Raw genomic sequence first — 17,727 nt, forward strand, 5'->3', positions numbered from 1 at the left:
TTCGGATCGGAGACCGAGTCACTGCCCCCACCTCGGCAACCCCGAGGTGGGGGTACGTCATTCGATGCGAGCCCAGATGTAGTCGGCCACTCGTTGCCCGAACACCGACCAGTTGTGCGCCTGACCTAGCTGTGCATGCTCGAGGTCGACGGAGTGCACGTGGACGGTCCCGGTGATTCTGTCCTGCCACTGGCGGTCTCGGCGACGCAGCATCTCCAGGGGCGTTCCACGAGAAGCTCCGATCAGCAACGCGTCGCCCGCGTGGCGGCCGACCGTCGGTGGTATCGACAGAGCGAGGTGCCGACCGAGGGTGCGCACCAACCGGTCCTGTACCTCGGAAGCGAAGCTCGACAGCAGCGGATCCGTCTGCATGTGGCGCCGAAAATTGTTCTGCGCCTCCTCTATGCCGTTCTCAGACAGATCCTCACGTTCGGCCGTGTCTGCGCCGGCGACGTCTGCGTAGGAATCGAGCAAGACCAGCGACGCCACTTCTTCGCGCCGCTCGTGCAGACGCGCGGCGATCGCGTGTGCGAGCTGCCCGCCGAAAGACCATCCGAGCAGGTGGTACGGACCGTGTGGTCGGACGGCTCGGATCCGCTCGACATGGTCGTCGACCAAGGCCTCGATCGACGTCAACTCGATCGCGTCGTCGCCGCTCTGCAGCGCCGGGTCCTGGATGGCGTATACCGATATCGAGGGATCGAGGAACCGCAAGGCTCCGATGTAGGACCAACTGAGACCTCCGGCAGGCTGCAGACAGAACACAGCGGGATCGCCGGCTCGACGCAACTCCACCACCGGTGCGAGCATGCCGTCTCCGCCACCGTCGATGACCGCACGTGCCAGACCCGCGACTGTCGGTCGCGCGTAGATGTCACGCACGCCGAGCTCGAGATCCACCGCGCGCAGACGAGACGCCAACCGGACAGCAGCCAGTGAATGCCCACCCAACGCGAAGAAGTCGTCGTCTCTGCCGATCTCGGTCACGCCCAACACGTCGTGGACCGCATCGGCGATCAATGATTCGACATCGCCTCGCGGACGGTCCACCGGCTCGGCACTCTCCGACGGTGCAGGCAGCGCCGCGACGTCGAGCTTGCCGTTGACCGTCAGCGGCAGGCTGTCGACCACCTGCACCGATGCCGGGACCATGTAGCTCGGAATCAGTTCCCGTAGAACGTCTTTGACCGATGACGCGGTGATGTCCGACGCTTCCGGGCCGTCGACGAGGACGTACGCGGCCAGTTCCGTACCGCCTGCCCGCTCGAACACGGTCACCGCGGCGCGCACGATGCCAGGGAGCCGCTGCAGCGCGTCCTGTATCTCCCCGGTCTCGACGCGATGGCCCCTGATCTTCACCTGATTGTCGGCGCGGCCGTGATAAGAGATCAACCCGTCCAGGTCGCGTGATACCAGGTCACCGGTTCGATACATTCGAGAACCGTTGTCCGTGAACGGGTTTGCCACGAAACGTTCCGCAGTCAACCCGGGCCGTCCGTCGTATCCACGAGCGAGGCCTGCACCCGACAGGTAGAGCTCGCCGATGACGCCGGGTGCCGACAGCCGCAATGCGGTGTCGAGCACATGCGCGGTGGTGTTCAGAATGGGCCGACCCAGTGTCGGCGTCGCTCGGTCCTGCACGTCGGCACCGAGCGCGTTGATCGTGTACTCGGTGGGCCCGTAGAGGTTGTACCCTCCCGTTCCGGGTGCGTCTCGTAGGTCGGACCACAGGCGGTCTCCGACCGCTTCCCCGCCGAGCGAGACGAAGACAAGACCCGCGGAGTCGTCGTCCCGCACGGACGTGTTCAGGCACCGAGGGCGGGCCAGCAGACCGGCGTCGACGAGATGTTCACCGTAGGTCGGTGTGACGTCGAAGGCATCGATTCTCTCCGCATCGAAGTAGTCGAGGAGAATCGCCGGATCGCGTCGCGTCTGCTCGTCGATCACGTGCACCGTGTGGCCCTCCAACAGCCAGAACAACTGCTCCCACGATGCGTCGAACGAGAACGACGTGGTGTGCGCGATCGCCAACTGTCTGTGCCCGGCCCGAGCGACGACGGGTTCGAAAATTTCCTTGCGGTGGTTGACGAACATGTTCGTCAACCCGCTGTACGGGACTGCAACCCCTTTGGGGCGCCCGGTCGATCCCGACGTGTAGATGATGTAGGCAAGCTGGTCGAGTCGCCGCGCGACATCGCCGGGTGCCGGCAGTCCGTTTCCGACACCTTCGATGTCGAGTTCGATGACGACAGCGGACTGTTCGGTCGTGACGCCCTGCAGCTGTTCCGCCAGCGTGCTCGTCGTCAGAACGACGTGCGGGCGCGATTCGCGCACGATGTACTCGATGCGGTCGACGGGCATCTCGGTATCGACCGGAACGTAGGCAGCTCCGGCGGCGAAAACACCGAACAGCGCCTCGACCATGAGCTCGGTGCGGGGGAGGAAGAGCATGACCCGCGATTCCCCGACGACGCCGTGCGCTCGCAGCAGCGCACCGAGATTCAGTGCGCGTGAATGCAGGTCGGCAAAGCTCCACCGAACATCCCCGGCCACCAGTGCCAGCGCGTTCGGTCGGTCGGCAGCGCGTGCAGCGAACAGGTCCCACACCGTGTGCTCGGGTACAGCCGAGCCGAGTGCGCCCGAGTGTTGCCGCGTCCACGCGAGCTCACGCGGAGTGAGCAGAGCGATGCTCGCCGCCGCCTCGTCCGGTGCCGCGGTCAGCGCGGCCAACGCCGCCCGATAGGTGTCGGCAATCGCTGCTGCCCGGGCATCGTCGAGAGCGTCCCGTCGATGCATCATTCGTACCCGGGCACCGGACTCCACCGGCGCGACAACCACCGTCAGTGCGTAATGCGTTGCATCGCTGAGCTTCTGGTCGATCACCCGAAGTGCGCCATCGGGACCCAAACGCTCGTCGGGCGGGACGACCGGGATGTTCTGGAAGACGAACAACGTATCGAACAATCCACGGTGCCCGGCGCACTCCTCCAGGTCGGACAGCGCGAGATACGGATGGGTCAGCAGCGGGCGTCGCTCGTCCTGAATACGGGCCAAATGGTCACGAACGGCGAGAGCAGGATCGATGCGCACCCGCAGCGGGACCGTGTTGAACAGCAACCCCAGAAGCTCGTCGATACCGGGGATCTCGGCCGGCCGACCGGACACCACGGTGCCGAACACCACATCGTCCTGGCCGGTGAACTTCTGCAGAGTCAGCGCCCACGCAAGTTCGTACACGATGCTCGTCGTTACGCCGGTCTGCGCAGCGAGTTCCTTCACCTCTCGGGTGAGTGAGCGATCGAGATGGAAGACCGTCTCCGCCGAGCCGGCCGGATCGACCGATGCCGCGGTGCGCCGGGGAGCGAGCAGAGTCGGCCCTGGCGTGCCTGCGAGCTGGCGTCGCCACATCTGCAGGCCCGCATCACGATCACGAGTTCTCAGCCACATCACGTAGTCGTCGTACGACGCACGGTGACTCGACTCGGTACGGCCGGGCCGGGTGTATTCGTCGAGAACGGCCCGTAGGAATCTCCAGATGGACCACCCGTCGAGAACGAGATGTTCGATGGTGAACACCAGTGCACTCCGGCCCTCGGGGAGCAGCGCCACGCCCAGTCGGACGAGCGGCGGCTGCACAGGATCGAATCCCTGTGCAGCCTCGCGCCTTTCGAAGCGTGACAGCTCCACCTGAGCCGCATCGGCGTCGAGATGTCGCAGATCCGTCGTCGCCCAGGGCATCCGGACCGTTCGCGGCACTGCGGCAACGGTGCGCTCACCGAGCTGGACATATCCCGCACCGACCTGCGGGTGCGCGGCGAGCACGGCGTCCGCGGCACGTCGCAACAGATCCGTGTCGAGCGAGCCGGAGAGTCGCATCACCGTCTGCGACAGGTAGATCCCCTCGCCCTGTCCATCCAGCTGCTGATGGAAGAGAAGCCCGTCCTGCAACGACGTCGTCGGGTAGATCGCTCGCAGCGGGCCGAGAATCGACTCCACTGATCGACGCTCCCGCGGGTCGAGTCCGGCCATGTCGGTACTGCGATCGACGCCGTCCGCGAAGGCGCTGTCCACCACTGGATTGACTCCGGAACCCACTGCGTTCACCCTGGTCGCGACAGCCTTCGCCAGGCGCTTGGCGACGTGGGCGACGTCGATGTCGGCGAGTGCGGACACCGAACATGCGCACGACCACGATCCGGAGTCGGTTCGGAGGAACCTGACGTTTATCGCGGGCTCGGTGTCACTCTGTACGAGGTGATGCCCTTCGGCACTCGAAATGTGGATGCGGACCTGCAGATCGGCAGTCGGTAGGTCGTCGAACACGCCGGGGGTGTGTGCGCTGAGGTGTGCGGCCACTCCGAAGGAGGCGGCGTGCTCGGGGTCGGCATCTGCGCCGAGCAGGGTGCCCGCGTCGATCACGACGGGTAGCCCGCGGCGCAGGCAACCCACTGTTCGGGAACCGTGTTCGACGTTTCGGTCTCGGTCGGATTCGTCGACCCACAGCACCATCGACTCGATACCGGCGAGTTCCGTCATCACCTCGCGCACCGACTCGAGGACAGTCGTCCGAGTCTCGACGATGCCGGGAAGTCCGGCCGTGGTCAGTGGTGCAGAACTCTCGGCACCACCACTCGCGGGTGCTGTCGGGACGGAGAAGAGGGGCGACGCTGTTTCTCGCCGGTCGATCACATCCACGGCCGCATCCACGACATCGAGCCACGTCTCGGCGTGGTCGACGATCGAAAGGTCCTCTGCCAGTTCCTGATCGAGGCGTGCCCATCGTGCCGAGGAGCCGACCGCCACGTCGACCACCGATCGATCACTCGTCAATGCATCGAGAACGGACGGCCATGACTCCTCGTCGACCGCCGCGTGGGTCATCTCCACTCGCAGTGCACCTTCGCCCGTCCAACCGGCTCGAAGACCCCCGTTCGCGACAGCCCCGAATTCCGTTTCTGCACTGTGGATCCGAGACCGCTCGAGAATCTCCGTTGCCGTCAGAGGGGTACGCACCGGCGTGTCACCGTCGGTGTCTGGACCGGTGGAGAGCATGTCGTGCCGAAGGTGGAGGCCGATGAGCGTCGCCTGGGCACGGCGGATCTGCCTCTCGGACAGGGGCAGTGTGCGTGACCGCCTGCCGGGACGCGGCCGAGCGGGTATCCGGATCCGTCGCGGGGCCGGGTCGTTCGGACTGGTGGCCAGTTCGGAGATCCGCCGGTTCGGATCTGCGACGGCCTGAGCTGCGATCAGTGTCATGTCGTCCAGAATCGTTCGAATGGTTCTGTCCTCGAACAGTTCCCGGCGGTAGAGGATGTCGAATCCGAGTCGACCCGATTCGCCTCGTGGACCGATGGCGGCGATCAGATCGAACTTTGACGACGCGTCGTCCGGTGGGCGGAGGACTCCGTCTACGGGCCCCAGCGACACCGGTTTCGGTCGCGTGTCCACCTCGGCGATCATCACCTGGAACAGTGGATGCACTCCCGGCGTCCTCGCGGGCCGGAGCCACTCGACGACCTCGTGGAACGGGGTGGCGCGACGGTCCACACAGTCGAGCATCGAACTCCTGGTCCGCGCGGTCAATTCGGTCACAGTGGGGTCGCCGGTGAGGTCGGTGGGCAGCACGATGGTGTTGACGTAGAGCCCCACCGCATCGGTCAACGCCTCCGGTGGCCGAGTATCGACGGCCGTGCCCATCGGGATCAGGTCGCCGCCGCCGTGGGCACGCAGTGCGAGCGCAGTGACGATCTGGAGAAAAATCAGTCGGCTGATGCAATTCGTCGTGCAGAACTGCTCGATGTCGTCGGCGAGAAATGCGGGCAGCACCGTTTCGATGATCCGCCCCGCGGTGGACGGCACTTCGCTGCGGGCGTGATCGAGCGGGAGAGCGACGGGCTCGACGTACGGTGCAAGAGTGGACGTCCAGAACGGTCGATCTGCCGTGACGTCGATGGAGCCTTCGTCCTCCGCATACTGCGCGTAGTCCACCGCCGACGCCGGCCAGATCGGTTCCTCGCCTCGAGCACGCGCGTCGTACGCGATCCGGATGTCTTCCAACAGGATCGGCACCGAACCGCCGTCGGCGGCGATGTGGTGCACCGTCAGGACCAATCGAGACCGGTCGTAGAGATCTGCGGCGAAGGGGATCTCGGTGCCGAGGTCGAATGTGCGGGGGTTGTACGGCTCACCTCGACGGTCCGCTACCTCCACTGCGGCAGTGGGTTTCAGGTGGCGCAGCACCCTGCCGTTGTCGTTCGAGTATACACTGCGCAGCGATGCATGGCGTGTTGCCACATCTGCCAGTGCATGGGCCAAGACGTCCAGATTCGGATCCGAGGTCAGATCGAGGTGAACCGGCATGGTGTACGCATGGCGGTCCGTTTCCATCTGATCGAGGAACAGCATCCGCTGCTGTGCAGTCGACGCCGGCCCGGTACGTGCGGACGTGTGGGTGTTCGTCATCGGTGAACTCCTGATGCGAGGGTGCCGAGAAAGTGTTCCGCCACTGTCGACGCGGTGAGAGTGTCCGAGAGCGCGAGGTGATGCACGGACAGCAAGGCGGACCATCCGTCGCTCTCGTGTTTTTCGACATGGATGTGGAGCAACGGGCCGGTGTCGACATCGATCCCGTTCGCGACGCTCGCCGAATTCTCTTCACCTGCAACGTGCACGACGGTCTCGAGGTTCACCGCGTCGGGATGTATCTCGAAGGCTTTCCACAACCTGCGCCGGGAGCGGTCGATGCGGGTGCGCAGTGCCGGGAACGTTTCCATCAGCGTTGTTGTCGACCGGCGCACCTCCCTGTCGAGGTCTACCGCGGTCAGATCGGAGCGGATGTCGATCTCGACCCGAACCGTCTCGATACGGTCGTCGATGTCCAGGCCCGACTTCACCGCGGTCCTGGCGAGATCGGGCAGCGGCACAGCGACATCGGCACGGGAAACATGCTCGTGGGAAGCATCTTTCGTCACCACGTCGTGCACCGCGGCCTCGGCGAGTGCGGCTACCGTGCGGAGATCGAAGATCTGCATCTCGGTGATACGCCAGCCGCGTCTGCGCGCGAGGGTGACCGTGCGAATTGCGCTGATGCTGTCGCCGCCGACTCGAAAGAAGTCGTCGTCGATGCCCATGTCGTGGGCCTCGAGTCCCAGGGCTTCGGCGAAGGAGGCACGGATCGCGATCTCGCTGTCGGTTGTCGGTACTCGATCACTCGACGCCGAGACCTGAAATTCGATGGGGGGAAGGCCGTTGCGGTCGAGCTTTCCGCTCGAGGTCAGCGGGATCTCGTCCAGGATTGCGATACGAGCCGGAATCCACGACGCGGGGAGGATACGGGTGGCCGTGAGGCGAATATCGTTCTCGAGCAGAGCCGTTCCGGCATCTGCGACGACGTATCCGACGAGTCGCGGCCCGGCTGCCGTGATCTGTTGGGCCGCGGCGCTCGACCGGACGCCGGGATGGGCGCGAAGCGCGGCCTCCACCTCGGCCAATTCGATACGTTGGCCGGCCAGCTTGATCTGGCCGTCGGTGCGGCCGAGATACTCGATACTGCCGTCACGTCGTTGCCGCGCACGGTCGCCGGAGTGGTAGAGGCGGGCACCGGGGACGTCGGCCCGGGGGTCGGCCACGAACCTGCTCGCGGTCAGCGCAGCCTTGTCGTGGTACCCGCGGGCCAGTTGCGTTCCCCCGAGGTAGAGATCTCCCTCGGCACCGGGCAGCACCTCGGCGAGCGTGTGATCGAGTATGCGGCAGTAGGTGTTCCACACCGGCGTGCCGATCGCGACGGACAGCTCTGCGACCGGTCCGCGCGCCGAGACGTTCTCGGCGGTCACATCGATTGCCGCTTCGGTGGGGCCGTACAGGTTCAGCAGGGTCGCCCGCGGGAAGACCGTGGCCACCGACTGCGCATGCTGCGCTGTCAACGGCTCGCCGCTGCAGACGATCAGCCGCAGCGCACTGGCGTCGAGGACAGGGTTCGCGGGTTCGGACGTCGCCGTGGTGAGGAATTCGCCGAGCATCGAGGGAACGAAGTGGACGATGCTGACTCCGTGCGTCGCGATGAGGTCCGCCAGCTGCCGTGGATCTCGGTGGCCGCCGTCTTCCACCACGACGACCGACGTTCCGGTGACGAACGGCAGAAAGATCTCCCAGCCCGAGACGTCGAACGACGCGGGCGTCTTCTGCAGGAACACGTCCGTATCGGTGATCTCGTGATGTTCTGCGGCCCAGAGGACGCGGTTCACGATGGCCGAATGGGACACCGCGACGCCCTTCGGTCGTCCGGTCGAACCCGAGGTGTAGAGAACGTACGCCGGATGATCTCCGCGCAGCGGGCGTCGGCGTTCGTTGTCGACGACCGGATGTGTAGGAAGTTCGGCCAGCCGAGTGGCCACCGCTGGGTCGGCGAGATCGATCAGGGGCACATCCGAATCGGAGAAACGTGCAGCGATATCGGCGGTGGTGACGATCGTGGCGGCACCGGAGTCTTCGAGCAGGTAGCGAAGCCGTGATTGGGGCAGTGCTGGATCGAGTGGCACGTAGGCGGCTCCCGAGAAGGTCACGGCGAGGATCGTGACGATCAGCTCGGGTGACCGATCGAGTGCGACCGCCACGACGTCCTCGGGTCCATGACCGGAGTCGATGATCAACCGTGCCAATGCGGACGCCTCGCCGAGGACTGTTCTCAGGTCTCGGCGACGATCTTCGAATATCAGCGCCGCGCCGTCCACCGGTGATGCGCGAGTGGTGATTCGGTCGAGCGTCAGGCCGGGTTCGATGTCTCGTCGAGCGCCGGAGAGTCGCGACAGAGTGGTGTGATCCTGGGCGTCGAGCAGATCCACCGCGTCGACCTGCAGGTCCAGCGAGGCCGGCATACGCTGCAACACCGTTTCGAGTCGCCGCATCAGTGCGTGGGCGGCGTCGGTGTCGACGACGTCGGTTGCGTACTCGACAGCAAGACCGACGGCCGAATCGTTCTCGTACAGAGTGATACTGACGTCGTACTTGGCCGTACCGGTGTCGACGGGCAGCCGTTCGGTGACCAGGTCGCCGAGAGCCAGAGTGCCCCCGCCGTCCCGGGGTGGTTGGTGGACCACCATCACGCGCACCGGAGGCTGCTCGCGCAGCGCCGGCACCGCGGCCACGACCTCCTCGTACGGTGCCCTCGAATGTGCGAGCGCGTGCAGCGTCTGGTCCCGGGTACGCGCGAACACTTCTCGTACCGTGGGGTTTCCGCGTAGATCTGCTCGCAGCAGCACGGTGTTCAGGTGGAAACCGACTTCGTCGCTCGCGTCGTCGCGGCCTGTTTGAGGGGACCTGATCGACATCGGGGACGCCGTGAGGAACTGCTCACCCGATCCGCACGCGCGCAGTGCGATCGCCGTCGCAACCTGAGTGGCCATGTACATGCTCGCCCCGCACTCGCGCGCCGTGGACCGCACAGCCGCTGCGACGTCGTCGGCAACGACGCGTCTGATCGTCCGCCCGGTCCGTGCGCTCGTATGGCGGGCAGCGCGCCAACCCGGTACGTCCAGGACCGGCGGTAATGGAGTCAGATGTGCTCGCCACGAGGCGATCTCGGACCCATGATCCTCCTCGACCACCGCCGTCGGAGGCGGTGCGGTACCCAGGTCCAGCGGTGCCCGGCCGGCACCGCGCGCAACGTAGGCACGCGCGAGGGTGCGCAGCAAAGCCGGCTCCGACCATTCGTCCGTCGCGATGTGATGCACGGCGAGAACGAGTGTCGCGCAGTCCTGCTCGTCGTGGTGAACGAATACGCCGGCGCGCAGCGCAATCGACTTCGAGGGATCGAATCGTTCCTGCAGGAACTGCTCGGTCGCCCGCGCCACCTTCGAAGACGACACGGCGTGACGTCGCAGGGGAGGGGCCGAGCGTTCGTCACTCGGGTCGAGGATCTCGACCGTCAGTGCTCCGTCGTTCTCGACGTACAACGACCGCAGAGATCGATGACGTGCGGTGACGTCGGCGAGTGCCTGTTCGAGAGCGGAGAGGTCGAGGGGACCGGCGACCCTGAACACCAGCGGCACCGTGTAGGTTCCGCCGTGTCCACTGAGTCTGTCCGCCAACCACATTCGTCGCTCTCCGGCGTTCATCGGCCGCATGCGCGCGTCGATGTTCCCCGTCTCGTCGATGTCCGGTTCGTTGTCGACGCACGGGGGCGTGTCCGCTGCGTCGATGTAGGCGGACAGGGTCGCGACCGTCGGGTGATCGAACACCGCTCGCACCGATATCCGTAGGTTCAGATCCCGATTGACCCGCGTCACCAGACGCATCGCGGCCAGCGAATCTCCGCCGAGGTCGAAGAAATTGCTGTCGGGTCCGATGGAATCCATGAGTGCCTGCGAGCCGGCTTCGCGAGCGAGCAAGGCCACGATGTGTTCGGCCAATCGCCGTTGACCGTCGGTCAGCGGGCCCGCCGGCGCACCTCCGACATCCGGGACCGGCAGGGCACGGCGGTCGACCTTGCCGTTGACGGTCGTGGGAAACGCCTCGAGCACCATCAGATGTGCGGGAATCATGTGCTGAGGCAGCAGCGTCGTCAGATGCGCGAGAACACTGCGAGAAAGGTTGTCCGAGTTCGGTTTCGCATCGTCCGTGGGGATCACGTAGCCGCACAGAACGGGTGTTGCCGCTGCGTGCACGAGCACGACGGCAGCGCGAACCTGTGGATGAGTGGCTGCGGCGGCTTCGATCTCTTCGAGTTCCACCCGCATGCCGCGGATCTTGACCTGGTTGTCCGCTCGGCCGAGGAAGTCGAGTGTTCCACCTTCCGTCCAGCGAGCGCGGTCACCCGTTCGATAGGCGCGGCCGCCGACCTCGAGCGCGAAGGGGTCTGCGACGAATCTCGCGGCAGTCATGTCCGATGCGCCGACGTAGCCGCGCCCGAGCAGGTCACCTGCCGCGTAGAGCTCGCCGCCCATGCCCACGGGGAGCGGTCGCAGGCGGTCGTCGAGCACATACAACCGGCAACCCGGATTCGGTTGTCCGATCGAGGTGGAGATTCGGTCCGATCCGGTCCCGTCGTACACCACGTGGGAGACCCCGATCGTCGCCTCGGCCGGCCCGTACCCGTGATAAAGGGTCCCGGTCATGCGAGACCGGAACCGCGAGAACAACTCCGGAGTGAGAACTTCGCCGCCGCACCAGACGTGGCGAACCCCTGCCATCGCATCGGTCCCGGCGCTGGTCTCGAGGAGCACGTCGAGCATGGAGGCGACGAGATACACGAAGGTCACTCGCTCACGGGATATCAACTCCAGCAATCGCTGTGGGTCCCGATCCTCGCCGGGTCCCGCCACGACGACGGTTCCTCCCGAGCACAGCGGGAGCAGTAGCTCGTTGATCGAAATATCGAATGCGAGTGGAGCTTTGAAGAGGCTGGCATCACCCGGGCCCACCTTCAGGATGTGCTCGATCTGCCATTTCATCCGGCTGGCGATGGCCTCGTGCCGGATCATGGCACCTTTCGGCCGACCCGTCGAGCCCGAGGTGAAGATGACGTATGCCAGGCCGGCTCCGTGACGGACCACTCCCGACGGCGGGGTGACCGGTCGGCTCTCGTGCTCCCATCGGTCGAGGGCCACCGCTATCGACAGCACCCCCGTGTCCTCGTTCGACTCCGAGCTTCCTGGACCGCGCAATGCCACGCCGATGTTCGCGTCACGGACCACCGCAGCCCTGCGGGCCTGGGGCCATTGCGGGTCGAACGGGACGAACGCTGCTCCTGCCGCGAGAACGGCCATCACGGACACGACCATCTCGGCGGACCGAGTCATGTCGATGGCCACACGTGCTTCCGGTCCGACTCCCGCCGCCACCAACGAGTGCGCGAGTTGGCTCGAACGGTGGCTCAACTCGGCGTAGGTCAAACGGGTTGGGCCGGCAACGACGGCGGTCGCGTCACCTGTCCGCGCCGCCCACTCCTCGAACATCTGCACGACGTCTTGCTCGGCGAGGCAGTGTCCGGTCTCGTTGACGTCGGTTACGAGCGTCTGCAGCTGCTGCGAGGATGCGAGGGGCAACGAGTCGATCGGAGCATCCGGTGCGGTGGTCGCGGCATCGAGAAAGACCGCCAGCGCGTGCGCATGGGCTCGGATCTCCGTCTCTGCGCCGGCACCTCGTAGTTCCATTGCCAGCCAAGAGCTTCGAGGATTCGCACGGTCGATGGTGCCCTCGACCACGAACTCGAGGTCCGTCACAGGCCCGAGCCAGTTCTGACGCAGTCGCGCGCGCTCGCCGCCGAACATCGAGTCACGTTCGGCCACCAGAACATTGATGCCCGGAGCGATCAGCGCAGAGTCTCTTCGCCGCAGCCGCAGCAGCTCGGTCACCACATCGGGTGCGACGGCGGTATGAGGTCGCATCCGCGTCAAGGTCGAATCGACGTCCGCCAGCACGTCGACGACGGTCCTGCCCCCGTGTTCGAGCACGAACGGCACGACGGTCGAGGTCATTGCGATCGGAGATGCCGCCGGGGAATGGCCGGCGATTGCCAAGCGGATCGGTTGCCGCCCTATGCGTCTCGTCGTTGCGGCGTATGCGCCGAGGAGACCGACGAGGGTGCGGCGCGGCGACGTGCGCGAGCGACCGGCCAACGCGAGCACGCGGTCGACGACGTTCTCCGGTAGTTCGACCGCGATGTGCGACACCGTCAGTCCTGTGTGCTCGAGCAGACCCTGATCTTCGGGCAGGCTCGCGATCACCGCATCCCAGTAGTCGCGGTCGTCGTTCGGTGAGGCGGTGTCGGTGAGAGGACGCGTGGATCGGTCCGCCCGAACATCGTTGTAGACGTCGGCGACCCGTTCTGTGAGTGCGGTGACCGACAGGCCGTCGATCACGATGTGGTGGTAGGCCTGGATCCACCACAGCCGCCCGTCTTCTGCGGCGGCGACGATGTGGTGATGCATCGGGCCGGTGTCCGACGACCCGATCCTGGACCGAGCCTCGGTGACGAGGGAATCGATGTGCGTGTCCGATCCGGACGTCGCACGTGTCTCGATGCGTCCGGGCACCGCGTCGACGATGTCGAGGTCACCGCCCGGGGACGGTGTGAATGCGCGATCGAGATGCGGCAACCCGGCGAGCGTGGCTGACACCGCACTGTGAAGACGCACGGGGTCGGTGGTCGTGGGGAGCTCGAGTCGCCACGCCAGCGAGTACGTGCCCTCGCCGGCGTCGATCTGCGCGGCGGTCCAGACGGCTCTCTGTGCGGGGGTGATTCGAGGTGCGTCGAGCATGGTCATCCGGGTCTCCTCGTCGTGGGTGCGTCTACTCGACATCTGTTCTGCCCGACCATGCCGACCAGAGACGCGCATATCGGCCGTCTGCCGTCACGAGATCGGCGTGGGTGCCGGATTCCACGACACGGCCGTGCTCGAGCACCACGACCGTGTCTGCTGCCACGGCCTGTGTCAGCCGGTGCGCCACGATCATCGTGGTCCGGCCCTCGGTCGCTGCCGATGCGGCGTCTTCGAGCAGGCGGGCTCCGCTACTGCCGGCCTCCGCGGTCGCTTCGTCGAGTATTGCGACCGGGGGATCGGACAGGATCAGCCTCGCCAGTGCGAGCTGCTGCCCTTGGGATGCACTGAGCGGATGCCCGTTCTCCCCGATGCGTGTGTCGAGGCCCTCCGGCAGAGCCCGGACCCAGTCGGCAGCTCGGACCCGATCGAGGGCGTCCCACAGAGCGGTGTCGTCGGCATCCGGGTCCGCGAGCCTCAGATCGTCGGCAAGAGGGCCGGCACTGACGTGGACGTCCTGCGAGAGGATCGCGATGTGCCGCCTGAGTCGGTCGGTACCGAGATCACGTAACGGAATGCCGCCCAACGTGACCGAGCCGCGGTCGGGCTCGAGGGACCCCGCTGCGAGAAGCGCGGCAGTCGTCTTTCCGGCACCGGTCGAGCCGACCACCGCCACCGTACTTCCGGCGGGAACGCTGAGCGAAATGCCGTGCAGAACGTCGCCCCCGGTGGCGTAGGCGTACGTGACGTCGGATAGTTCCAACGTCGCGTCGACAGGTTCGGCGTCGATCCCTGTCGTTCGCGTCGATGCCATGTCGACCACGCCGACGAGACGATCGAGGCTGGCACCGGCGGATTGGATATCGTCGAACAGGAACAGCACCGTACCGAGCGGGTTGAACAGTCGATGGAACATCAACGTTGCAGCGGTGACTGCGCCCAGAGTCACGAGATCGCCTCTGACCAAGAAGAACCCAGTACTCAGGATGATGGTGAGACCCACCAGTTCTGCGCGGTTCTCCTTGCCGACGAAGCGAGTCAGCAGTGTGAACGTGGCGATGGAAAAGTCCCTGGCCCGTTCGGATTCCGTCTCCACGGACGCGACAGCTGTGTCTTCGCGGCGGTACGCGCGCACCGTGCGCGCGCCTTGGATGTTGCTGATCAGCGCCTGCGAACGGTCGCCCATCGCGGCCCGTTCGGCTGCGTAGAGAGGGCCGCTGCGCGGCAGATACCACCGAAGAGCGGTGACGTACAACGGTAGTGCCAAACTGCCGGCCAGCCCGAGACGCCAGTCGATGCCGTACATCGTCACGACGGACACCCCGATCAACAACACCGCGTTCACCACGGCGGGGAGTACGCCGTTGACGGCGCGGGTCACCTGGGACACGTCATCGCTGATGCGCGAGAGCACATCTCCGCGTCCCGCCCGTTCCACCGTGCGGGTGGGGAGCGCGAGAACTCGGGTCACCACCTGCTCGCGCAGCTGTGCCACCACGCCTTCGCCCAGCTTCGCCACGAGGTAAGCCATCAGTCCGGCGAACACCCCGTTGACGCCTGCGGCGATCATGACCAGAACCACCACCATCACGATCCGGCCCGGCGGCGCGCCCGCGACGACCTCGTCGACGAGGCGACCGAGAATCAGGATCGGTGCCAGAGCCGATACGGCGGAGACGATGCCGACGAACGGAGTGACTGCAACGAGCCCTGGCCTGGCCGCGAGCTGTCCGCGTAGCCACGACCACGATCGTCCGGCGGTTGCAATGGGCAGACGGGTGTCGTCGGTCATCGCAGCACCGCCTCGGCATAGCCCTCGGCCCGTTCGAGAAGAACGGAATGGGGTGCGTCCGCCGCGATTCGGCCGTCACGTATCACCACTACCCGGTGAGCCACGGACAGCAATGCAGGACTGCTGGTCACGATGATCGTCGTTTTCGGGGTCCGTACGTTGGGCCCGTGACGAAGAGTCGCGATGCCCCGAGCGATGGTGTGTTCGGTGACCGAATCGACTGCGGTGGTCGGTTCGTGCAGCACCAGTACGGGAGGCTCGGCGAACAGGGCCCGTGCCAGCGCGATGCGTTGTCGTTGTCCCCCGGACAGATTGGCGCCCCTCTCGGTCAGCCGCTGTTCGAGACCGTCGGTATGACTGTCGACGATCTGGTCTGCGCCCGAAGCGCGAAGCGCTCCATCGAGCTGTCGGTCGGTGTATTCGCGTCCGACAGTGATGTTGTTCTTCACCGTGTCGGCGAACAGGTCGGAGACGTGTGGTTCGACCACGATTGCCGCTCGGACCTGCGCGAGTTCGATGTCGCGGGTGGGCGTGCCTGCGAGCAGAACATCGCCGCTGACGTCGGCAGCCGAAACCTGCCCGGACAGAACGGCCACGATCGACTCGGCGTCCTCGGACCCGTACGCCAGGATTCCGACTGTCTCCCCAGCCGCGATGTCGAGGTCGATCTTCTGCAAGGACCGGTGCGTGACGCCGCGGAGGCTGAGATCGAGCCGCTTGCCGGTGATGTGCTGGTTGCCGTGGTGCAGAATTCGATCCGCTCCCAGTACCAGGGCGACGCGATCGGCGGACGCCCGCGCCCGCGCGATGATCGCCGGGGTGGAGGACAAGACACCCAGTGGTTCGATGAGGAATTGCGCCAGACCGACGACGGCAATCAATTCTCCGACGGTGATGCGTCCGATGAGAGCGAAGTAGCCGGCAAGCCCCGCGACGGATGCAGCAACCACCGCGCTCACGCCGGTGGTGATCCCCGATTGCGTCGCCAGCGATCTCGCCGTGAGCAGTGCTGCACCGAGGGCTTTCGCGCTCGCTTGTCGATAGCGCGTCGCCGCTACGGTTTCCGCGCCGATACCTTCGATCGACCGATGCCCGCTGACGAGGTCGGTGGCCAGCGCAGTCGCCTCGGCGACCGTTCGCTGCTGCTCGGCCGCCCGCCTGGTCACCCGCGGTGCGACGAGCTGAAGCACGGCGACGAAGATCGGGGTGCCGATGAAGATGGCGAGTCCCAACGGCACGTCGATGACCATCAACGCAATGGCCGTGGCGACGACGGCGGTGGCAGCGGCCGCGATGCGCGGGAACAGATCCAGGAACCATGCCGACTGTTCGGCGTCGGTACTGGAAATGGTCAGTAGCTCACCACCCCGCAGAGTTGTGTCCAGGCCACGCGGATCGAGAATTCGACCGGTGACCTCCATTCGTATGCGGTGCGCCTCGTGCTGCAGAGCGACGTTGAGGAACCGCATACCGAACTGGTAAGCCGTTGTCAGACAGAGAAACAACGCTGCAAGTCCGACGATCGAGAGGACGAACCAGGGGACGTCGCCCGAGGAGATCGCCGAGTCGATGATCCACCCCAACGCGATCGGAACTGCAGTCTCGGCAAGCTGGTGGATGCAGATGAGAAGTGTTCCGATGCTCACTCTGCGCTTGTTGCGCGTCAGTGTTCGACGGACGATTCGCCCGCCTGTCACGTCGTCCTTCATGCCGTGGGCGTGAGGTAGCCGCCGCCGGTCACGAAATAGTCGAGCGCATCGACATCGTCCCCATTCTCCGTGCGCACGCGATCTATGACGAGTCCGTGGTTGGTGCCGCGGTGGGCGTCGGGGCCGGACACGATCACCATTCCCGCGCCCTCCCTGATGAATATCCGACCGGGTGTTCCGCCGTAGATGCCGTCCGAGACGTGAGCGGTGATGATTCGAAGCTTTCGGCCTTTGTGGAAGGTGTAGGCGTTGGGATAGGGATCGGACATCGCACGAACCAATCTGTCCAGGTCCTCGGCGGGCCAGGTCCAGTCGATGCAGCTGTCCGACTCGTGTCGTTTGTGGAAGAACGTTCGTTTCGTCAGATCCTGCGGAGTCCATGTGGCCGTGCCGTTCTCGATACTCTCGAGTGCGTCCAGCAGCACCCCGGGGATCAAGTCGATCGTCGCCTCGACGAGATCGGTGGAGGTGTCCCTCGGTCCGATCGGAACCGCCCGTTGGGTGATGACATCGCCGGTGTCGAGTTCGCCGTCCATTCGGTGCGCCGTCAGTCCGGTCTCGGCGGCACCACTGATCAGCGCCCAGATCACCGGAGAGAATCCGGTGAAGGCGGGAAGCAGTGAGTCGTGCAGGTTGATAGTGCCGTGCGGAGGCATCGCGAAAATCTCGGGAGGCAACCAGGTCCGCCAGTTGTTGGCAACGATGATGTCCGGTGCCCACAGCTGCAGACGTTCTTCCAAGGCTTTGTCGGGGCGCTTCGCCAAGTACACCTCGATACCGTGATTGCGTGCGAGATCTTCGACGGAATCGGACCAAATGCTCTCGTACGCTTGCTCGCTGACCGGGTGCGTCACTACCGCGACGACGTCGTGGCGTGAATCCACGAGCGTCTGCAACGTCTTGTGACCCCAAGTCTGGAAACCGAACAGCACTACCCGCATTGGCTCATCTCCATGTCTCTGCTCCGACG

Annotated in this window: 5 protein-coding genes; all 5 read right to left on the bottom strand. The window is 65.5% G+C overall.

What is annotated here, in order from left to right; all coding sequences use genetic code 11:
• Positions 1-57: 57 nt before the first annotated feature.
• Genes R4P47_RS13665 through R4P47_RS13685 form a run of 5 tightly spaced genes read right to left on the bottom strand, consistent with a single transcriptional unit; the run spans position 58 to position 17,698 of the window.
• Positions 58-6,462, bottom strand: a complete 6,405-nt coding sequence (locus R4P47_RS13665; RefSeq protein ID WP_317785010.1) for a non-ribosomal peptide synthetase — start codon at positions 6,460-6,462, stop codon at positions 58-60.
• The gene (locus R4P47_RS13670; protein WP_317785011.1) at positions 6,459-13,262 is read right to left on the bottom strand and encodes a non-ribosomal peptide synthetase; all 6,804 of its coding nucleotides are present in this window, start codon (positions 13,260-13,262) and stop codon (positions 6,459-6,461) included. The genes R4P47_RS13665 and R4P47_RS13670 overlap by 4 nt, the downstream gene beginning before the upstream one ends.
• Positions 13,263-13,287: 25 nt before the next feature.
• The gene (locus R4P47_RS13675; protein ID WP_149405689.1) at positions 13,288-15,048 is read right to left on the bottom strand and encodes an ABC transporter ATP-binding protein; all 1,761 of its coding nucleotides are present in this window, start codon (positions 15,046-15,048) and stop codon (positions 13,288-13,290) included.
• Positions 15,045-16,757: an ABC transporter ATP-binding protein gene (locus R4P47_RS13680; protein WP_317785012.1), complete on the bottom strand. Its 1,713-nt coding sequence runs from the start codon at positions 16,755-16,757 to the stop codon at positions 15,045-15,047. Before R4P47_RS13680 ends, R4P47_RS13675 begins: the two co-directional genes overlap by 4 nt.
• A complete protein-coding gene (locus R4P47_RS13685) occupies positions 16,754-17,698 on the bottom strand; it encodes a methionyl-tRNA formyltransferase (RefSeq protein WP_317785013.1) in 945 nt (314 codons plus the stop codon). Before R4P47_RS13685 ends, R4P47_RS13680 begins: the two co-directional genes overlap by 4 nt.
• Positions 17,699-17,727: the final 29 nt, after the last annotated feature.

The organism is Rhodococcus sp. IEGM 1370, from assembly GCF_033142325.1.
Classification (GTDB): Bacteria; Actinomycetota; Actinomycetes; order Mycobacteriales; family Mycobacteriaceae; genus Rhodococcoides.